15 protein-coding genes and 2 pseudogenes are annotated in these 18,309 nt (G+C 62.9%); 7 read left to right on the top strand and 10 right to left on the bottom strand.

Going from position 1 to position 18,309, the window contains the following annotated elements:
- Positions 1-18: 18 nt before the first annotated feature.
- The 3 genes and pseudogenes from AC57B6_RS26625 to AC57B6_RS26615 all read left to right on the top strand — a co-directional run bounded on the left by AC57B6_RS26625 (position 19) and on the right by AC57B6_RS26615 (position 3,010).
- Complete coding sequence (locus tag AC57B6_RS26625; protein WP_496422423.1) at positions 19-822, top strand: enoyl-CoA hydratase/isomerase family protein; 804 nt, start codon at positions 19-21, stop codon at positions 820-822.
- 89 nt (positions 823-911) lie between these two features.
- A pseudogene (gene ribBA / locus AC57B6_RS26620) lies at positions 912-1,979 on the top strand (bifunctional 3,4-dihydroxy-2-butanone-4-phosphate synthase/GTP cyclohydrolase II); the annotation flags it as partial.
- A gap of 164 nt (positions 1,980-2,143) precedes the next feature.
- Positions 2,144-3,010: an SDR family NAD(P)-dependent oxidoreductase gene (locus tag AC57B6_RS26615; protein ID WP_028193888.1), complete on the top strand. Its 867-nt coding sequence runs from the start codon at positions 2,144-2,146 to the stop codon at positions 3,008-3,010.
- Between the two features lie 176 nt (positions 3,011-3,186).
- On the opposite strand, the gene AC57B6_RS26610 is transcribed toward AC57B6_RS26615, so the two are convergent.
- From AC57B6_RS26610 to AC57B6_RS26575, 8 genes and pseudogenes are all read right to left on the bottom strand, one after another.
- On the bottom strand, positions 3,187-3,477 hold the full coding sequence (locus AC57B6_RS26610) for a hypothetical protein (protein WP_028193889.1): 291 nt from the start codon (positions 3,475-3,477) through the stop codon (positions 3,187-3,189).
- 369 nt (positions 3,478-3,846) lie between these two features.
- Positions 3,847-4,167, bottom strand: a complete 321-nt coding sequence (locus AC57B6_RS26605; RefSeq protein ID WP_496422422.1) for an amidase family protein — start codon at positions 4,165-4,167, stop codon at positions 3,847-3,849.
- A gap of 175 nt (positions 4,168-4,342) precedes the next feature.
- A pseudogene (locus AC57B6_RS26600) lies at positions 4,343-5,251 on the bottom strand (amidase); the annotation flags it as partial.
- 72 nt (positions 5,252-5,323) lie between these two features.
- Entirely contained in the window at positions 5,324-6,085 is a 762-nt protein-coding gene (locus AC57B6_RS26595; protein ID WP_028193891.1) for an ABC transporter permease, read from the bottom strand.
- Positions 6,082-7,008, bottom strand: a complete 927-nt coding sequence (locus tag AC57B6_RS26590; protein ID WP_496422452.1) for an ABC transporter ATP-binding protein — start codon at positions 7,006-7,008, stop codon at positions 6,082-6,084. Before AC57B6_RS26590 ends, AC57B6_RS26595 begins: the two co-directional genes overlap by 4 nt.
- Positions 7,009-7,145: 137 nt before the next feature.
- Complete coding sequence (locus AC57B6_RS26585) at positions 7,146-8,825, bottom strand: tannase/feruloyl esterase family alpha/beta hydrolase (RefSeq protein ID WP_496422421.1); 1,680 nt, start codon at positions 8,823-8,825, stop codon at positions 7,146-7,148.
- Positions 8,822-9,928 (bottom strand): OpgC domain-containing protein, encoded by a 1,107-nt coding sequence (locus tag AC57B6_RS26580; RefSeq protein ID WP_178370276.1) that lies wholly within the window; start codon positions 9,926-9,928, stop codon positions 8,822-8,824. The genes AC57B6_RS26585 and AC57B6_RS26580 overlap by 4 nt, the downstream gene beginning before the upstream one ends.
- 77 nt (positions 9,929-10,005) lie before the next feature.
- A complete protein-coding gene (locus tag AC57B6_RS26575; RefSeq protein WP_496422420.1) occupies positions 10,006-10,275 on the bottom strand; it encodes a hypothetical protein in 270 nt (89 codons plus the stop codon).
- A 40-nt stretch (positions 10,276-10,315) separates the two neighbouring features.
- Here AC57B6_RS26575 and AC57B6_RS26570 point away from each other — a divergent pair, with 40 nt between their 5' ends.
- The 3 genes from AC57B6_RS26570 to AC57B6_RS26560 all read left to right on the top strand — a co-directional run bounded on the left by AC57B6_RS26570 (position 10,316) and on the right by AC57B6_RS26560 (position 12,807).
- Complete coding sequence (locus AC57B6_RS26570; RefSeq protein ID WP_496422419.1) at positions 10,316-11,539, top strand: acyltransferase family protein; 1,224 nt, start codon at positions 10,316-10,318, stop codon at positions 11,537-11,539.
- Positions 11,540-11,728: 189 nt separating this feature from the next.
- A complete protein-coding gene (locus AC57B6_RS26565) occupies positions 11,729-12,523 on the top strand; it encodes a sulfite exporter TauE/SafE family protein (protein WP_030098915.1) in 795 nt (264 codons plus the stop codon).
- Between the two features lie 86 nt (positions 12,524-12,609).
- A complete protein-coding gene (locus AC57B6_RS26560; RefSeq protein WP_035519152.1) occupies positions 12,610-12,807 on the top strand; it encodes a hypothetical protein in 198 nt (65 codons plus the stop codon).
- Positions 12,808-12,819: 12 nt separating this feature from the next.
- Here AC57B6_RS26560 and AC57B6_RS26555 read toward each other — a convergent pair whose 3' ends face one another.
- Complete coding sequence (locus AC57B6_RS26555; protein WP_496422418.1) at positions 12,820-14,724, bottom strand: AAA family ATPase; 1,905 nt, start codon at positions 14,722-14,724, stop codon at positions 12,820-12,822.
- A 939-nt stretch (positions 14,725-15,663) separates the two neighbouring features.
- Between AC57B6_RS26555 and AC57B6_RS26550 the strand changes: the two genes are divergently transcribed.
- Positions 15,664-16,785, top strand: coding sequence for an AraC family transcriptional regulator (locus AC57B6_RS26550; RefSeq protein ID WP_051743165.1), 1,122 nt, complete (start codon positions 15,664-15,666; stop codon positions 16,783-16,785).
- Here the strand turns inward: AC57B6_RS26550 and AC57B6_RS26545 are convergent.
- Entirely contained in the window at positions 16,703-18,013 is a 1,311-nt protein-coding gene (locus tag AC57B6_RS26545) for an MFS transporter (RefSeq protein WP_496422417.1), read from the bottom strand. The genes AC57B6_RS26550 and AC57B6_RS26545 overlap by 83 nt on opposite strands.
- Positions 18,014-18,309 lie beyond the last annotated feature (296 nt).

Genomic DNA, 18,309 nt, shown 5'->3' with positions numbered 1-18,309 from the left:
CCGTTCACCCGAAAAGACATGACTGCATTAATCCGCCTCGCGGCCGAAGACGGTATCGCGACGCTCACGTTCGACCGCCCCGAGGCGCTGAACGCTCTCAACGAAGCGATGGCCAACGAACTGAACGCCAAGCTCGCACGCCTCGCTCACCACGACGATATCCGCGCAATCGTGCTGACCGGCGCCGGCAGCGCCTTCATGGCGGGCGGCGACTTGCAGACCATGCGCGCCGCGCTCGATGCAAAGCCCGCGGTACGAGACCGGGCGATCGGCACACTCGTGCGGCTTGCGCAAACCGTGGTCGAAACCGTCACGGGTTCGCGCAAACCGGTGATCGCCAGCATCAATGGTGCGGTGGCGGGTTTCGGCCTGAGCCTCGTCGCCGCCTGCGATCTGGCTATCGCCGCGAAGAGCGCGACGTTCACGTCGGCATATGGCCGCATCGGCACCTCCCCCGACGGCGGTGCGACCTATACGTTGCCGCGCGCGCTCGGCATCAAGCAGGCCGCGCAATGGATGTATCTCGACGAACGGCATAGCGCCGATGACGCTCTGCGGGCCGGTATCGTCAACTGGGTCGTCCCTGACGACGAACTCGCCGCGCAAACGCGCTCGCTGTTAAAGCGGATGGGTGCGCTCTCGCCGGATGCATTCGCGCAAACCAAGAATCTGATCCTGCACGCACCCGAGCGCAGCTTCGCCGAGCATCTGTACGCGGAACAGCGCAGCTTTCTGCACTGCGCGGCGGGCGAGGATTTCCGCGAAGGTGTCGACGCATTCTTCGAGAAGCGCATACCTGTATTCGGCTCTGGCGCACGTTAAGCGTTTTTTCTTCGCTTGTTTAAACGCGGCAACCGCAATAACAACGACAACAACAGCAGCAACAACAGCAGTAGCACAGGGACAAACCCATGAAACTGGCCACTACCGACGAAATCGTCGCCGAGCTGAGAGCCGGCCGCATGATCATTCTGGTCGACGAGGAAGATCGCGAGAATGAAGGCGATCTGCTGATTGCCGCCGACCACGTCACGCCCGAGGCGATCAACTTTATGGCGCGCTTTGGCCGCGGCCTTGTCTGCCTGACACTGAGTGCCGAGCACTGCGCGCGCCTGAAGCTTCCGCCGATGGCGGAACAGAACGGCACGCAGTATGGCACCGCGTTCACGGTCAGCATCGAGGCGGCGCACGGCGTGACCACCGGCATCTCCGCTGCCGACCGCGCGCACACGATCCGCACGGCGATTCAGCCGGACGTGCGCGCCGAACATCTGGTGCAACCGGGCCATGTATTTCCGATCGCGGCGCGTGAAGGCGGCGTGCTGGTGCGCGCCGGACATACCGAAGCGGGTTGCGACCTCACCGCGTTGGCAGGCTTGACGCCCGCAGCGGTGATCTGCGAAATCATGAACGACGACGGCACCATGTCGCGTCTGCCGCAACTGATCGAATTCGCCGAACACCATGGCCTGAAAATCGGCACGATTGCCGATCTGATCCACTATCGCAGTACGCACGAGTCGCTCGTCGAGCGTGTCGGCGAGAGACCGCTGCACACGCCGTGGGGACCGTTTCGCGCCATTCAGTATCGCGACACCGTGCGTCACTCCACGCATCTGGCGTTGGTGCGCGGCACGCCGATGCCCCATGTACCGGTGCTCACTCGCGTGCACGAATGCTTCTCGCTGCTCGACCTGCTCGATGCGGAACCCTCCGCGCATTCATGGCCGTTGCACGCGGCACTGCAGAAAATCGATGCGGCAGGGTGCGGCGTGGCGGTTCTGCTCGATTGCGACATGCGAACCGATGCAATAGCCGGCGGCACCAGCATGCCGGCGCGCAGGGACGGCAGACTCTCCGGGATTGGCTCGCAGATCTTGCGCGACCTCGGCGTGCGTCGCCTGAATGTGTTGTCAAGTCCATTCAAGCTGCCGGCGCTGTCGGGGCATGAACTGGAAATCATGGCGTTCATTCCGCTTGGCGAAGCGGACCTGGAAAACCCGCACGGGTTCGATCGCGTGTCTGCCGCCCCGAGGATTGACGTGACATTGAAACCCCTGGCTCCTCGATCCACCGCGGTGATGCAGGCAAGCGCTCACCCGGCATCGTACGAACTCGAAGCCTCTTCATGGTGACTACCCCGATGACTCAACCCAATCAGCCCTATGTCGCTCTCGTTACCGGCGCCTCGCGCGGCGCCGGCAAGGGTATCGCGCTCGCGCTCGCCGCGACGGGTGCAACGGTCTATGTAACCGGACGCACCCAGCGCGAAGGCGACGCACCCTTGCCCGGCACGGTGCACGCCACGGCAATCGAAATCGACAGGCTCGGCGGCAAGGGCATCGCCCTGACCTGCGATCACGCCGACGACCGGCAGGTAGCCGAAGTATTCGATTACATCCGGCGCAACAGCGGGCGCCTCGACATTCTCGTCAACAATGCCACGACGCTGCACGACGAACTGATTCGCCCGGCGCCGTTCTGGGAAAAACCGCTGGACCTCGTAGACATTCTCGACGTGGGTCTGCGCTCCGCCTATGTCGCGAGCTGGCACGCCGCGCGTTTGATGGCCGCGCAAGGCGATGGGCTGATCGCGTTCACGTCCTCGTTCGGCGCAAGCTGCTATATGCACGGCGCGGCGTATGGGGCGCAGAAAGTGGGCGTCGATAAATTCGCCAAGGACATGGCGGTCGATCTGAAATCGTACGGCGTTGCCGCGGTCTCCATCTGGATGGGCATGCTGCAGACCGAGCGCACCGCGCGCGTGATCGCCGCGCATCCCGAGCAATATGCCGGTTTCAGCGAACTCGCCGAGACCCCGCAATTCACCGGACGCCTGATCGACGCGTTATATCGCGACCCGCAACGTCAACAGAAATCCGGCCTGGTGCTGGTCGGCGCGGAGCTTGCGCGCGAGTACGGCATCACTGAGCTCGACGGTCGCCAGCCGCCTTCGCATCGCGAGGCGTTAGGCGGCCCGGTGCAGGCGCATCCGGCGATCGTGGCCTGATACGGAGTGCCGGGGCGATTGGCGCGGTGGTTCTGGATGCCCCGCCGTGCCGTTTCGTGGCGCTTCGTGCCGTGACGCTTCGTGCCGCTTTGTGCCGAGCCGCCTTGTGCCGTACCGCTTGGTGCGGTACCGCTTCGTTTCATCGCGCGTCGTGGCGCGGCGGGCGGCGCGGGCGGCTAGAAACCGCTCACCACCATCGCGTACACCAGCGCCGCACCGCCCACCGCGCCGAGGAAGGTGAAACACTGTTCGTCCGCGCCCGAGCGGCGCGCCCAGATTCTTCCAGCCAGCGCGGCCAATCCGGTGATGCCCAGAAACAGCGACAGCGACGATCCGGCCGTGCACACCATGCCGGGAAACTCGTCGCTCCAGGCGCATGCGTAGAGCTGCCGCACGGATACGCCAACCACACCGATCGCCACCAGCAAACCCGCAACCAGTCCATCCCGCTGAACTCTGGATTTCATCTGCATTCCTCCCGCATCACGCCCGTCCTCATCCTGCTTGTCCCCATCCCTATACGCGGCTCAAACGCCTGCCGCGTGGCTGTGCGCCTCGATACGGCGGACGAAAAACCTTGTCGCGCCGCTCCCGGTTCATACCGTCATTGACGGCGATCGGAGGCATGCGGGCATCGTCCGGATGGACTAAGGGGATTGCCGGAGAGGGCTGACAGCAGGTTTCCCAACAGACCGACGGTGGGATCGCGAAGAGGCAATGCGCAGGACGTCGCGGAGAAAGCGGCGAAGGAATCGCGAGGAAACTATTGCGGCGGAGAACGGAGCCGTGACGGCAAACACCGTCACGCCCCCCCATCAAGCGTGCTGGCGTGCCTGTCAGGCCGTTTGCGGCCTACCCACAAACCACGTCCCGATCGCCTCTTCGATCGCACGCGCAGCGGACAACAATGCCGCCTCGCCGCGCGGCTTACCGACGATCTGAATGCCGACCGGCAAGCCGCTCGCACTCATCCCGCACGGAATCGCGATGACCGGCATGCCGGTGAGCGTCAGCGCGTAGGTGATCGCGAGCCAATCGATGTACGTCTCGAAGTTCCGGCCGGCGGCATCGCGAACATCGCGCGCTTCCACCGGGAACGGCAGCACGATGGAGGCCGGGCAGATCAGCACGTCGTACCGCTGCAAGAGCGCGTTCATCTTGTGGAACAACGCGCTGCGCGGCGAGCATCGCGGGGTTATCCACCCGCAGGCCGAATTCGATGTTCCAGATCACGTCGGGGTTCAGCACATCACGATGCTGCGCCAGCACGTCTTCATAGTTCGCCGCGTACGAAATACCGCGCAGCGTGTGGAAAGCCTGGGTTGCCGTGCTCAGATCGATATCGCTTTCATCCACTCCCACGCCGCAAGCGGCCAGGCGGTCCATCGCCTTGCGGCAGATCGTGAGAATTTCCGGCTCGGCCGCCGCGATACCCAGCCCTTCGCTGAACGCAACGCGCGCCGGCCGCCGCGGACTGCGTGCATGATCCAGAAACGAGGTCGCCGGTTCGCTCAGAGACAAGGGCGCACAATCAAGCTCTCCGCACATCGCATCGAGTAACAGTGCGACGTCCGCCACGTTACGCGCCATCGGTCCATGAACGCTCATGGTCTCGTACGGGTTGGCAGCCGGCCCGTACGACACGCGCCCCGGCGTGGGACGCATGCCCACCACGCCGCAAAACGCCGAGGGCGTGCGCAACGACCCCGCCAGATCGGAACCTTGCGCGACCCATGCGGTGCCCGACGCCAACGCGGCCGCCGCGCCGCCCGACGAACCGCCCGCCGAGCGCGACAGGTCCCACGGATTGCGAGTCACGCCGAACACACCGTTGTACGTATGACCGCCCGAGCCGAACTCCGGCGTGTTCGATTTCGCATAGACCACGCCGCCGCGCGCCTCAAGAAGTGTCACGCCGGCGTCGGATGTCTCCGGAACGCGGTCGCGATAGACGAGCGAACCGCGTGTGGTGCGCACCCCGGCGACATCGGTCAGATCCTTGATCGGCACCGGCAGCCCGCATAGCAGACCGCGCTCGGCGACCGGCTTTTTCAGCAGTGCATCGGCATGGGCATGCGCACGCTCGAAACACAGCGTGGGCAACGCGTTGACCCGCGGTTCGACGCGCGCCACCTGGGCGGCCAGCGTGTCGAGCAGATCGTGCGGACTGACGGCCTCCTCACGCAGCAGATCGACAATTTCGCACGCGCTTCGCTCAACAAGACTCAAATCGACGGACATGGCAGCTATCGGCTCCGAAGTAGGCATGCCCGTCAGTTTCGCATGCCGCGTGCGTTCGTATCGCCAGAACGCTCAACTCTTGAGCCGATACCCGGTCTTGAAGATCCACGCGACGATCGCGAGGAACACCGCCAGGAACAACGCGGTCATCCCCAGGCTGACACCGACATCCACATCGGCGAGGCCATAGAAGCTCCAGCGAAATCCGCTGACCAGATAGACGATCGGATTGAACAGCGTGACGACTTTCCAGAACGGCGGCAGCATATTGACCGCATAAAAGCTTCCGCCGAGGAACGTGAGCGGCGTGATGATCAGCAGCGGCACGAGTTGCAGTTTCTCGAAGCCATCCGCCCAGATGCCGATAATGAAACCGAGCAGGCTGAAGGTCACCGCGGTGAGCACCAGAAACAGAATCATCCAGAACGGATGCTGCACCTGCAGCGGCACGAACAGGCCGGCGGTGGCCAGAATGATCAGCCCGAGCAGAATCGATTTGGTGGCCGCCGCGCCCACATAGCTCACGACGATCTCCAGATACGACACCGGCGCCGACAGCAATTCGTAGATCGTGCCGGTAAAGCGTGGAAAGTAAATGCCGAACGACGCGTTCGAAATGCTCTGCGACAGCAGCGACAACATGATCAGACCCGGCACGATGAACGCGCCGTAACTGATACCGTCTACCTCCTTGATACGCGAACCGATGGCCGCGCCGAACACGACAAAGTAAAGCGAGGTTGAAATCACCGGCGCAATGATGCTCTGCATTAGCGTGCGCCAGGTGCGCGCCATCTCGAACTTGTAGATCGCGCGGATTGCGTAAATGTTCATGCGTTACCTCGTACCAGACTGACGAAGATGTCTTCGAGCGAGCTTTGTGTCGTATGCAGATCCTTGAAGCGGATGCCGGCATCGTCGAGCGCTTTGAGCAGTGCGATGATGTCGGTGCGGCCGCCGTCGCCTTCATACGTGTAGATCAACTCGTTGCCGCCCTTGGCAAGATCGAGCCCATATCCGCCCAGCGCCGAGGGTACTTCGGCGAGCGGACTCTCCAGTTGCAGCGTCAACTGCTTCTTGCCGAGCTTGCGCATCAACGCGGTCTTCTCTTCCACCAGCATGATCTCGCCCGCATTGATCACGCCGATGCGGTCAGCCATTTCCTCGGCCTCGTCGATATAGTGCGTGGTGAGAATGATCGTCACGCCGCTGGCCGTGAGCGAGCGCACCAGCTTCCACATATCGCGGCGCAACTCGACGTCGACCCCCGCGGTGGGTTCGTCGAGGAACAGCACGCGCGGTTCGTGCGAGAGCGCTTTCGCTATCAGCACGCGGCGCTTCATGCCGCCCGACAGCGTAATGATCTTGCTATTGCGCTTTTCCCACAGCGACAGATCACGCAAGACCTTTTCGATGTAAGCAGGGTTTTTCGGCTTGCCGAACAGGCCGCGGCTGAACGAGACGGTCGCCCAGACGGTTTCGAACGAGTCGGTGGTGAGTTCCTGTGGCACGAGCCCGATCAGCGAACGTGCGCCACGGTAGTCCTGCGCGATATCGCGGCCGTCCACCGTCACGCTGCCCTCGCTCGCATTGACGATGCCGCAGATGATGCTGATAAGGGTAGTTTTGCCCGCGCCGTTGGGGCCCAGCAAGGCGAAGATTTCTCCGCGGTTGATCGCCAGATTGATGTTTTTGAGTGCATGAAAACCCGTGGCATAGGTTTTCGACAGATTCGTGACCGAGACGATTGGCTGCATGGATTCGACGATGGCAGACACCGGTTTTTGATTGGAAGGGGGCGGTGCGAATAGGCGGCCGCACCCGCAATGTAATTGAAAGTGCGAAAGCGTGCAGCATAACCCCGATAATCCGGAAAACCGCCGGGCGCGGTCCCTCAGGGCTCGGCGCACGTGAAACTGGCGGCCAGATTCACGTTGCCCTTGCCGCTGTAGCGGGGAAACAGCGGGTAACGGCACAACGGGCGCGAGCGTCCGTTGGTGGCGGCCGAGATATCGGTGGCGGTCAGCGTTTCGGGCGATACGCCGCGCGTCACCCAGTTGTCGAGCGCGCCCAGCAGATCCACGGAGGGAATGAACACGCCGCTGCCATGCTGAAAACCCGGCACCATATAGAGCCGCATGAATGCATCGACCTGATCGACGCCGAAACGATCGACCAACGCTTCGTAGTAGGCGATCGTCTGGTTGGGGCTGATGACTTCGTCGGCGAGACCCTGCAGTGTGATGAGCTTGCCGCCGTGCGCGATGTAGCCTGCCAGATCGGGGTTCATCGCGCCGATGGTCTGCGACAGCGCGACAAGCTGGCCGCGATACTTGCCGGGGTGGGACGGGTCGAACCTCAGCGAATCGAACGCCTCGTCGCGCGTCACGAAATAGCGGATGTAGCCGTCGCCCTGCGCGAACAGGTAGCCGTTGGCGAAGAAAGTCGGCACCGGCAAACGCTCGGCTTGATGCGCGAGCCCGAGCAGGCCGGTCAGGCGCGTGCCCTGAAAGACGTTATAGCCGGTATAGCCGGTCACGCCCCACGCCAGCCTGTAGGGCAACGCCAGGCCGTCGCGCATCAGCAGCAAGGTGGAGAGTTGCGCGTCGGTAAGGCACTCGTCGTGCGAGGGTGTTCGTCCGGCGCAGCGCAACGAGCCGATGATTTCCGCTTCGTGTTGTCGGCACCCGGCAACATCGCTGACGATGCCGTCCGCCGCGCCGTCTAGCCGGTCGCACACCGCAACCGTGCGTTCATACACGTGCTCGAGCAACAGCGGCGGGATGAAGCCGCCGGGCGTCGCGTATTCCACCTGGCCGAGCTTCACGCCCATCAATCGCACGCCGGAAAAATTGAGCGCGGGGGAATTGGCGATCACGCCGTCGTAGTCGTCCGGGTAGCGCTGCATCACCGTGTAGCCTTCGCGGCCGCCCGTCGAGCCGCCGGCGAAATACATGCGCTGCGGCGGCCGGCCATACGCACGCACAATGAGCGCGAGCGCGGCGTCGTGCGTTTTCTTCAGATGCGCGTAGCCGAAATTCGTCACCGCTTCATCCACGAGGCCGAAGACCGCGAGTGACGAATTGCCCACATGCCCGGAGTCGTCGCCGAAGGTCGCATAGCCTTGCGCGAGCGGTGCGCGATCCGGTGAGAACGGCATCACGCCCGTGCCGCTCACCACCACGCCGTTATAGCCCCCGCCGCCAATCTGCAACGCGCGGCCGTTCCAGCGGCGCGGCAGATTCAGGTCGAAGCGGATATCGGGTGTGGTGGCCTTGAGCCCTTTGATACGGCCGGTAATACGGCAATATTCGCCGCCCTGCTGATTGCCGGGCGCGGTGGCCGCGACCATGGCCGCGCTTTCGATCAGCACGCCGGCTGTGGGTATGGCGATCAGCTCGGGGGGCAGCACGGCGCCCGCGAGTTCCGCGCAGCGCATGGCGAGCGGGGCGTCCTTGGCCGCGGCGAATGCCGCCGGGGCGTTCAAGCACAGCATCGCGCCGGCAGCTATGAGCAGCGTGCGCGAACCTCGCGTCAGATTCACATGGCGCACCAGGCCCGCACGCGCCCTCATCCGTAACGCGCGCGTCTGGCAGCCGTGCGCGACTGCTGCCCTTTCCAGTCGTTCCAGCCGCGCGCGATCATCAGCACTGCGCCGATGGCGACCAGATCGCCGCCGAGGCCGATCAGCGTGCCGCGAAAGCCGTGGAACGTATGCGGTGTCGCCGTATCGACGATCAGCGATACCAGCGTGCCGGAAACGAAACATACCAGCCCGGTGCGGCCGACCGTCACCACGGCCGGCAACCGCTGTGCAAGCCACGCAATGCTGCCCGCGCGCACGAACTGCGCGGCGAGCCAGGCGATAACGACAAAGTTGATCACGCGATCCACTGAAAGGTTCTGTTTAAGCACGCCGGGCAATGGCTGCGTCAGTATAAAGAGTTTGACGATCGCGAAGGCCAGCACGGCGACCACCGCGGCACGCGTGAGCCAGCGCGCCGCACGGGTGGCGTGAAAGCGCTCGCTGACGGGCTGCACCCGGCACAGAATACCAAGCACGAACATCAGTTGCCACGCAAACGGATTAAAAGCCCAGTCGGCCACGTCGTCAATGCTCAATAGCGCGGCCAGCGGCCGGGCGAGCGACCAGACCGCGAGGCTCAGACCCAGCGCCGCGAGCGGCGAGCGGCGCGCCAGCGGCACCGCGAGCGGCACGCACAGCGCAAAAATCACGTACATGGGCAGCACGCTCGACAGATACGGCTGGCGCCGCAGCACGGCAATATCGAACGCCGCGTGCAGCGGCTGAACCGCGAACGGCTGCCAGCCCGTGAGGTCGATCATCGGCTGGTTCAGATGCAATAGCGCGAGAACGGCACCGGACAGCAGGGTCAACACCGCGGTCAACAGATAGGCGCGGTAGATTTCCCAGCAGCGCCGGACAAAGCGCATTGCCGCCGCGCTTTCGCCGCGACCCGCGAGCACCGCCGTATACGCCGCTGCCGACGCATAGCCGCCGAGGAATACGAACACTTCCGCCGAATCGCACAACGCATAGGCGTGCAACATCAGATGCGACAGCGTGCTACCGGGAATGTGATCCAGCACGATGACGATCAGCACGACGCCACGGAAGAAGTCCACTTCGATCGAGCGTCCGCGACGAATGTCCATGCTGTTTCTCGCAAGATGGCGCGTGCGTGCCAGGCGCCGTGGAAGGCCGGTAGAAGTCGTTGTTCCCGTTAGGAACCCTATGACAATAAATCGTTCCCGCCGAGTCCGTGCGCGCCATCCACACGCGCTGACAACCACCCTTTAAACACATGCGAGGCGGCAGCAATCTGAAATTCGGCTGTCGGTACACCGTAATACAGTTTCGTCCCGTGTTGATTCACGGAAAACTTGCAGCAAGTTTTGCGGCTTTTACCAGGTTCGGTGCGAATGCGATCGGTAAAGGCAACAGAAGGCAGCCGAAAAAAAATCACACATTCCAGCGCGCGATTTTTTTCGCTTTTTTTCATCGTAGGATGAATTTATGCATTTCCGCTGGAAGACACCCCCATGAACAACAGGATCGCCGGCTTCGACGGATTGCGCGCGATTGCAGTCCTGATGGTCTTTTTTCAACACCGTCTGTTCGGTGAAATCGGTGAGATCGGCCACCTCGGCGTATGGATTTTTTTCGCGCTGAGCGGCTTTCTGATCATCGGCATTCTGTCCGCGCAACGCACACGTATCGAGAGAAACGACAGTGGCTTCGGCGCCGAACTGAAGCGTTTTTTATTCCGCCGCACGTTGCGTATCTTTCCGGTTTACTACCTGATGCTGGGCGTGATGTGCGTGCTGATGGCGCTGGGCATGGCAAGTCCTGAACTGGCGGGCGGCATGCCGTTTCATTTCGCTTATTTGTCGAACTTCTGGATCGGCTCCGTGCTGCATTACTGGCCGGGACGTTACTCGCACCTCTGGAGTCTCGCGATCGAAGAACAGTTTTATCTCGTGTTGGCGCCATTGTTACTGCTGGTTGCGACGCGGCGGCATCGGGCTGTGTGTCTCGCGATCATCGCGGTCGGGCTGGTCTCGCTGTTAGCGATGCGTGCGGCACAGTGGCAGGAAATCACCATCTACACGCATCCGCTAACCAACTTCTGGTTACTGGCTTTAGGCGGCATGGGCGGCCTGATGATCGCAGGAGAAGCGAGCCGCCTACGCGTCATGCTCGGACATGGCATGACGCTACTCGTACTGAGTGTGTGCCTTGTGGGGTTTTGCGCGACCGAGCCGAGGTGGAGCCAGTTGAACAGTCCGCTTGCCTTCACGATGGTGACCGCCGTGTATGGCGTCTGTATCGCGGCGCTTGTGGGTTCGATTGCGTGCTGCCGCAATGCAGTGGTGATCGGTCTGCTTGAAACCGGCTGGCTGGTCAATTTCGGGCGCATCAGCTACGGCTTTTATCTCTACCATAACCTGATTCCGGACCTGACTCGCAATCGTCACGCCACGGCGTTCTTCGGTGGCGTCGTACCGGTCTGGGCGCACGCCGCGGGCATTGTCGCGTCATTCCTGATTTCGCTGACGCTGGCCGTGCTGTCCTGGCGGCTGATCGAAGCACCGATTCTGCGCCTGAAAACACGGCACGCGCAGACTGACACGACGGACCCGGTCAGCGCACAAAGAGTGCCGGCGCTTGCCGCCTCGCCTGCCGCCTCAGTTGCAACCTCCGCTGCCGCTCGCAACGAGCGTGCACGGCGGAAGGATCAAGACGTCACGTCAGATGCGATTTGAATGCGGCAAAGCTTACAATATGCCTTCATGCGATTTGAACGCAGGCACGGTATCATGCGGCCTCACCTAGCCGGCTGCTTCGATCCTTGCGCGACACGCGGGCACTGAACAGGCCGAACAATAAAAACAAGCCACTGCCCGCGAACGCCGCTCCACCTGGTCCGCGCGGTTGGCTCGCGGACACCAACGATGTTTCATTTCAGTTTTGCCGACGGCGTGCTTGGCGCGAGCCTGCAGACGCTCAGTCTCTACGCGCTGCTTGGCATCATTGCGGCGCTGCTGCTGGGCGGCATGGTCAAGGGCGTAGTCAGTATCGGCGTACCGCTGGTGGCGATGCCGATCCTCAGCCAGTTCATGCCGATCAAAGAGGCCGTGCTGTTGCTGTCGATGCCAATCATCCTCGGCAATATTCCTCAGGCGCTGGAAGGCGGCGACATGCTGCCCACAGTCCGGCGCATTGCTGCGCCGTTGATCGGCACGGTGGTCGGCAATATTGTCGGCGTGAGCGTATTGATCTCGCTGGCGCCGCATCGCGCGCAAGCTGCCGCAGGCACTTTGCTGATCGTTGCGGCACTGCTACTGCTGTTGTCGCCGCGGCTGACATTATCGCCGGCGTGGGCGAAGCCGGCGGGCTTCGTGCTGGGATTCGGCGCGGCCGTGATGGAAAGTATCGCCTCGGTGCCGGGGCCTTTGCTGGCGATGTATCTGATCGCCACCGGCGCCACGGGGAAAGCTTTTACCAAGCAGATCGCAATTATCCTGGTGGTGTCGATCATCACGCTGGTTGCCGCGTTCAGTGGCGGCGCGCATGCCAGTTGGAGCGATCTGATCATTTCAGCGTGTGCGAGCGTGCCGGTAATCATCGGCATGCTACTGGTACGGCCGCTGCGAGACCGCTTGCCGCCGGCGGCGTTTCGGGTGCTGGTTCTGCTGTTCGTTCTGGCCGCCGCCGCGCAGATGGTCTGGAAATCCGGGGTTTTATAACGGTTCGGGTTCCGTGTGGCGGTCAGTTCAGGCCGTGGAACGCGCCTTGCTGATTATTGCTTACCGCAATCAACCGGAGAGCCCTCTTGGCAACCAAGGCAAATCCCCCGAATGAGCCGAATGAGCCGGACCGCAAGGCGGATGAAGATCCGGGCGGCCCGCCTACCGAGGTGTCCAAGCCGATTGGCGACGCCATCCCCACACCGGTCGAACCGGGTCTCGATAAGCCGTTACCGCAAAAAGGCGAAACACCACCACCGGCGCCCCACGCAGACGACGCGTGACGGGCAAATTGCTCAGGCAGCAGCCGGCTCGTGGACGATCTTCAGCGCACTCTTGTGCTCCTTGATCAACCGGTAAACCGTTTCGCCAGGAACGGTCTCCCGTTCGAGCAGCTCGTCGGCAATCGCGCGTAGGACAGGCTCATAGGCGTGCAGCAGCCCGTAGCACAACTCGTTCAATTCCTTGAGCAGCACGTTGGCGTGTTCGATGGCGCTCTTCATTTGCAGACCCGCGTATTGCGAGGGCAGCGCCGCGAGGCTGAACAGATCGCCGTCGCGATTGAAGCCGAACCTGGACACCATGTCGAGGCTGATGCGCGACGCTTCCTGCAGATCGGATGCGGCGCCACTCGATGCTTCGGAGAACGTGAGGATTTCGGCGTTGCGTCCGCCCAGCAAAACCTGAATCTCGTTGCGAATTTCAGTTTCGCGGTACAGGTGCTTGTCCTGCGCCTTCGTGATCAGCGCGACACCCAACGCGCCGCCACGCGGCAAGATCGTCACCTCTTCCAGCATACCGGTGCCGAGCAGCGCGGCAACCAGTCCGTGCCCCGCTTCGTGCACCGCGATCCGCGTGCGTTCGTCCTCGCTCAGCGCCCGTTCGGCGCCGCTCACGTCGCCGATGCGCGCGATCTTGATCGCCTCCATGAAATGCCTCGACGCGATTTCCGTTTCGCCCGCTTTGCGCGCGACGAGGCCTGCCTGATTCACCACCATCGCGACGGTTGCCGGAGAAAGCCCCGTGGTCAGGCGCGCAAGCTGGTCGTAGTCGATATCGGCGGCTTTCGATTTCAGTTTCTGCGCGTAGAAGCGGAAAATTTCCGCGCGCTCTTCGCGGTCGGGCAAACGGACCTGCACGGTACGGTCGAAGCGGCCCGGACGGCGCAACGCCTCATCCAGATTGTCGGGGTGATTGGTTGCTGCGACGACGATGACGCCTTCGTTGGAAGCAAAGCCGTCCATTTCCGCGAGCAACTGATTGATGATGCGATTGCTCTCCGCTTCGACGGGACCGCCGCCGGTATCCGTGCGTTTGGCGAGGCCGTCGGCTTCGTCGATGAAGATGACCGTGGGAGCGTTCTTGCGCGCGAGTTCGAACAGGTGTTTGACCTTCTGGATGCCGACGCCGTAGTACTTCGCACTGAAATAACTGCCCGTGATCGAAATGAAGTTCGCGCCGCATTCGCCGGCAAGCGCCTGCGCAAGCCGCGTCTTGCCGACGCCCGGGCCGCCGACCATCAGAATGCCGCACGGTGCGCGCACGCCCATCGACGTGAATTGCTTCGGATCGGACAGATAGCCGCGGATGTCCGCGAGTGCCGCCTTGGCCTCTCCCGCGCCGATCACGTCGTCGAAACACAGCGTGGGCGCCTTGGTGAGCAGCGAGGCGCCGCCCTTCATCTCGCGGCGCATGTACCACACCATGCCGCCGATCAGCAACAACGGCAGCAGCAGACCGATCGTATCGCGCAGCAGGCCGAATATCGGCACCCAACGCGCCGCGCCGGTCCGGATATCGGCGTCGGGCAGCCAGACGAGCTGATACGACGCCGCCTGATCGGCTTTGGGTTCGCCGAGCAGCAGTGCGTGCGAGAACGTGGCGTTATGGTCGGTGACGAAGTATTTCGCGCCCTCGCGCGTCGACACCAGAATCGCATTGGGGCTCACGCCGATCGCTGTTACGTTGGCGGCGCGAACGTCACGCAGCATTTGCGACGCGTCTTTCTCTTCGTGTGTCCACGCCGAGGGATCGTGACGCATCTGACTCGCAATGCCGGTGAGCGCCGGATTGGCCTGCCCGTCGCGCTGCTGGTAAGCCCACATGCTCAAGGCGAGCAATACGGCGACGAGTAACGCACCGAGCGCCATGGCGATCTTGCGTACGCGTCTTTTCTCAAGCGAATTCTTTCCCGGCTTCATGAGTCACTTCCAAAAACAGGCCAAGACAGGCCTTCAATACTGGTCAAAATCAGGTGGTAGAGGCTGATGGGGAAGATCCGCTGATGCGACACCATGCGTGTGCGGAAAGAAGGACACCAAAAGAAGGACACCAAAGCATTTGTCCCTTTTAGCAGCCAACCCGCCGGCCAGGAGACCGGCTGGCCACTCATTCCGGGTTGCAGAAAAGGCCTGTTTCTACCGTCTATCCGACCTTCGATAGCGTCGGATTCAGGGAGCAATCGGCGCGCTAAAGCGATGCCCGGTTGCTCCGGCGCACAGTTTATCAGCGCTATATTCCCTGCGTATTCTTCAGATCTGAAAGTAACCGCGCCCTATTTAAAAGCGGTCAGAATGACAGCAAAGCGTGGATTATTAGAGACATTCATCCAGACACGGCGGATGGCTATAAACGGGTTTCGCGTGTCGCGTAGAAGAAGTTAACCGAGCGGGCGCCCGGCGGGGATGACACATTAGTGGCAGTCCCCGACCGGTCGCTCGGCCAAGTCCGGCGGCGCCTACCTCACGCCGCCGGACGGACGTCGGGCAAGGCGCCCAACGTTTTCGCGGCTGGGAGGCGGACCTCTATGGGTCCATCCGCATTTCGCCGCACTCTCAGGTCCATCTTTTCTTATTGCCGGTGCCTGGTGGCACCGGTCGGCTCTCCTGCAACTACCCCCGATCCTCGCAACTCTTTCCTTCGACAGATTCAAACGGCTATTCGTCGCCGCGGCCTGTTCTGTTATCAATGGACTCATTAAACGGCAGACGAAAACCATTCGCCGCCAATCGTCCGACAATAACCCAGCTTTTTTGATACGCTTTACCATACGTCTCAGTTTTGGACGATGGCGTGTTAAATATCGGGTTACCGCCGCTCGATCCGGCAGGACCGCGCCCCCCAATTCGCACCGTCAATCCATGAATCAGCGCACCTTGCCGCCACATCTGGCCGCTGCCGCCGCAGCCGAATCGCGCTCTGCGATTTCCGCGAGCCGCTTCAGCACGCATGCACTCCCAATCGAGGAACAATTTCTCGGCTGGCGCGAGCGTGTGGGCCATGTGGTCGACGTGCCGCCGTCGAAGGAACAGATCGTGGCGGGATTTCGCGGTGAGATCGATCTGTACGCGGTCGGCGGCATGGTATTTACGGATTGCCGCACGCAGGCATTGCGGCTGGAACGCTCAGTCGCGCGCGTCTCCACGGACTCGCGGCGCGACTACGTCTTCCATCTGTGCGTGGAAGGCGAAATCGGCGAAGTAACGGGGGTTCGCAAGAAACGCAGTGCGCCGGGTTCGGTGCAGGGCATCGTCGCGTTCGACATGAACCAGCCGTTTCGGGCCGCGCGGCCCGAAAGCCGGCTCCTGAATCTGTTCGTGCCAGCCGCGATCGTGGACGAGGAACTGGGCGACGGTTCGGCCATTCACGGGCGGATCGTTCCGCAGGGCTCACCGCTGACCGGTCTCGTGCTGGACCATATGGCGGCGCTCGCCAGGGAAATCCCCACGCTCGACCCGCTCGCCGCAGCAGACGCCTTCCATACAGGCGCCCAGTTGATGATCGCCGCGTTCCGCAAGGAAGCAAGCCTGACGGGTGCGAGCCGGGCGGCGCTGCAGGCGGCCGTGATGGGACAGGTGCGGCGCTATGTCGACGCCAATCTGCATCAGAGCGAGCTCACGCCAACCAGCGTGGTCCAGGCGCTGCAACTGAAACGCGCCACCATCTATCGCTGGTTCGAGCACGACGGCGGCCTTGGCGCCTACATCCGCAATCGCCGTTTGCGGGAAGCGGCGGACGAACTGGTCCGTTTCCCACATCTTCAGGTGACGGATATCGCGTACGGACTCGGCTTCCAGAGCGCGTCCGATTTCACCCGCGCATTTCGCCGCGCCTTCGACATGAGCCCGCAGGACATGCGGGCGCGGGCGCTGATCCTGCAGCACCACGGCGCGGGCGAGCTTACGGCCTCGGCTGCGAAGCGCGGGCAACACTCGCGCGGGGCGTTTCTGCCTCGGGAAATGCCCGCAGCGCAGCAAGCGTGAGCAGGGTCGCGGCCATCAGATACCACGCGGGAACCATCGGATCGCCCGTCCGGTTGATCAGCCACGTCACGAGGAACGGCGAAAATCCGCCGAACAGCACGACCCCGAAGCTGTAAATCACCGCCAGTCCGGCCGCGCGCCGATGCGCCGGAAACGCTTCCATCATCAGCACGGACGCCGGGCCGGCGTTATTGACCGCAAGCGCGACGTACGCCGTGATGATGACGAGCGCAGCGACATCGCCCACGCCGTGAACCAGCGCCCGGAATGCCGGCCATGTGCCCGCCAGCGCGGCCACGAGTGCCGCGTATTGCAGCGTCTTGCGGCTCGCGAGGCGATCGGCCGCGTACGCGAGGAGCGGCGTCACGACGAGGATCACGAGCCCGCTGAGGCAGGCCGTCAGCAAGCTGATCGCAGCCGGCCGATGCAGCGTGCGAACCAGATAAGCCGGCATATAGAAGACGGTGAGGTAGATGCCCACCGAAGGCGCCGCCATCATCAGCAGGCCGCAAATGATCGGACGAGGATGGTCCGTGAGCATGCGCCACGGGCTGAGCCGCGCACGCGGCAGCGGCGCGGCCACCGGCATCCGGCGGCGCAAATACCAGCCGACCGGTCCGATCAGCCCGCCCAGCACGAACGGAATGCGCCACCCCCAGTCCTGCATCGCGGCAGGCGACAGCAGCGCTGTCATGCTCGCCCCGACCAGCGCGGCGGCGAACGCGGACGCGCCCTGACTCGCGCCGCGCCAGCTCACCATGAAACAGCGATGCCGGTAAGCGGCCGACTCCATCAGCGAAGCCGACGCAGGCCCAATCTCCCCGCCTGCCGCGAGCCCCTGCATCAGGCGCGCGAGCACCATCAATACCGGCGCCGCCGGACCGATCGACGCGTAGCCCGGCAGGCACGCGATCAACCAGGTGCCGACGGTCATGAGGGTTAGCGATAGCGTGAGACCGGCTTTGCGGCCACGGGTGTCGGCGACGTGGCCGATCATGATCGCGCCGAGCGGGCGCATCACGAAACCCGCACCGAAGGTGGCGAGCGAGAGCAGCAACGACGACGCGGGATTAACCGAAGGAAAAAAAAGATTGCCTATGATGACGGCGGAAAAGCTGTAGACGGTGAAGTCGTATGCGACGAAGCCGTTACCGACGACAATCGCCGTGACGATACGTCTGAGTTCGGCGCGGGACGGCGGAGTCCTTTCGCGGGCAGCGGTTTGCATGGATTGCGCTTGACGAGGAAAGCGTCGGGAGAGTCGGGAAATTGTTGGCGTGTCAATGGCGCTTTTTTACTTAACGGCGCGGCGAGACGCAACTTTACACGCCTGCCCCGATGTTTGCGCGCAACTGCGCAGGCGAATGGCGCAACCGTCCGGTGCAGTGTCGAACGCCGGGCAGTGCCTTCAGGCGCGCTGCTACACTTGCACACCGCCAACTTCCCGATGAATCCCGAGCCGCCGCATCGCGCGAAATCGCACTCTGCGTGAGCGCATGCGGCTCATTCTTCGGCAGATACACT

The sequence above is a fragment of the Paraburkholderia sp. BGA-UO-ETr-F12 genome, from assembly GCF_059567945.1.
The sequence above is the reverse complement of the archived record's forward strand: the minus strand, read 5'-3'. Positions and strand labels throughout refer to the sequence as shown.

Excerpts from the sequence above, each read along its gene's own strand:
- AC57B6_RS26625 (WP_496422423.1), top strand. The coding sequence starts at position 19 with ATGACTGCATTAATCCGCCTCGCGGCCGAAGACGGTATCGCGACGCTC.
- AC57B6_RS26615 (WP_028193888.1), top strand. The coding sequence starts at position 2,144 with ATGACTCAACCCAATCAGCCCTATGTCGCTCTCGTTACCGGCGCCTCG.
- AC57B6_RS26610 (WP_028193889.1), bottom strand. The coding sequence starts at position 3,477 with ATGAAATCCAGAGTTCAGCGGGATGGACTGGTTGCGGGTTTGCTGGTG.
- AC57B6_RS26605 (WP_496422422.1), bottom strand. The coding sequence starts at position 4,167 with ATGAACGCGCTCTTGCAGCGGTACGACGTGCTGATCTGCCCGGCCTCC.
- AC57B6_RS26595 (WP_028193891.1), bottom strand. The coding sequence starts at position 6,085 with ATGAACATTTACGCAATCCGCGCGATCTACAAGTTCGAGATGGCGCGC.
- AC57B6_RS26590 (WP_496422452.1), bottom strand. The coding sequence starts at position 7,008 with ATGCAGCCAATCGTCTCGGTCACGAATCTGTCGAAAACCTATGCCACG.
- AC57B6_RS26585 (WP_496422421.1), bottom strand. The coding sequence starts at position 8,825 with ATGAGGGCGCGTGCGGGCCTGGTGCGCCATGTGAATCTGACGCGAGGT.
- AC57B6_RS26580 (WP_178370276.1), bottom strand. The coding sequence starts at position 9,928 with ATGGACATTCGTCGCGGACGCTCGATCGAAGTGGACTTCTTCCGTGGC.
- AC57B6_RS26575 (WP_496422420.1), bottom strand. The coding sequence starts at position 10,275 with ATGAAAAAAAGCGAAAAAAATCGCGCGCTGGAATGTGTGATTTTTTTT.
- AC57B6_RS26570 (WP_496422419.1), top strand. The coding sequence starts at position 10,316 with ATGAACAACAGGATCGCCGGCTTCGACGGATTGCGCGCGATTGCAGTC.
- AC57B6_RS26565 (WP_030098915.1), top strand. The coding sequence starts at position 11,729 with ATGTTTCATTTCAGTTTTGCCGACGGCGTGCTTGGCGCGAGCCTGCAG.
- AC57B6_RS26555 (WP_496422418.1), bottom strand. The coding sequence starts at position 14,724 with ATGAAGCCGGGAAAGAATTCGCTTGAGAAAAGACGCGTACGCAAGATC.
- AC57B6_RS26550 (WP_051743165.1), top strand. The coding sequence starts at position 15,664 with ATGAATCAGCGCACCTTGCCGCCACATCTGGCCGCTGCCGCCGCAGCC.
- AC57B6_RS26545 (WP_496422417.1), bottom strand. The coding sequence starts at position 18,013 with ATGCAAACCGCTGCCCGCGAAAGGACTCCGCCGTCCCGCGCCGAACTC.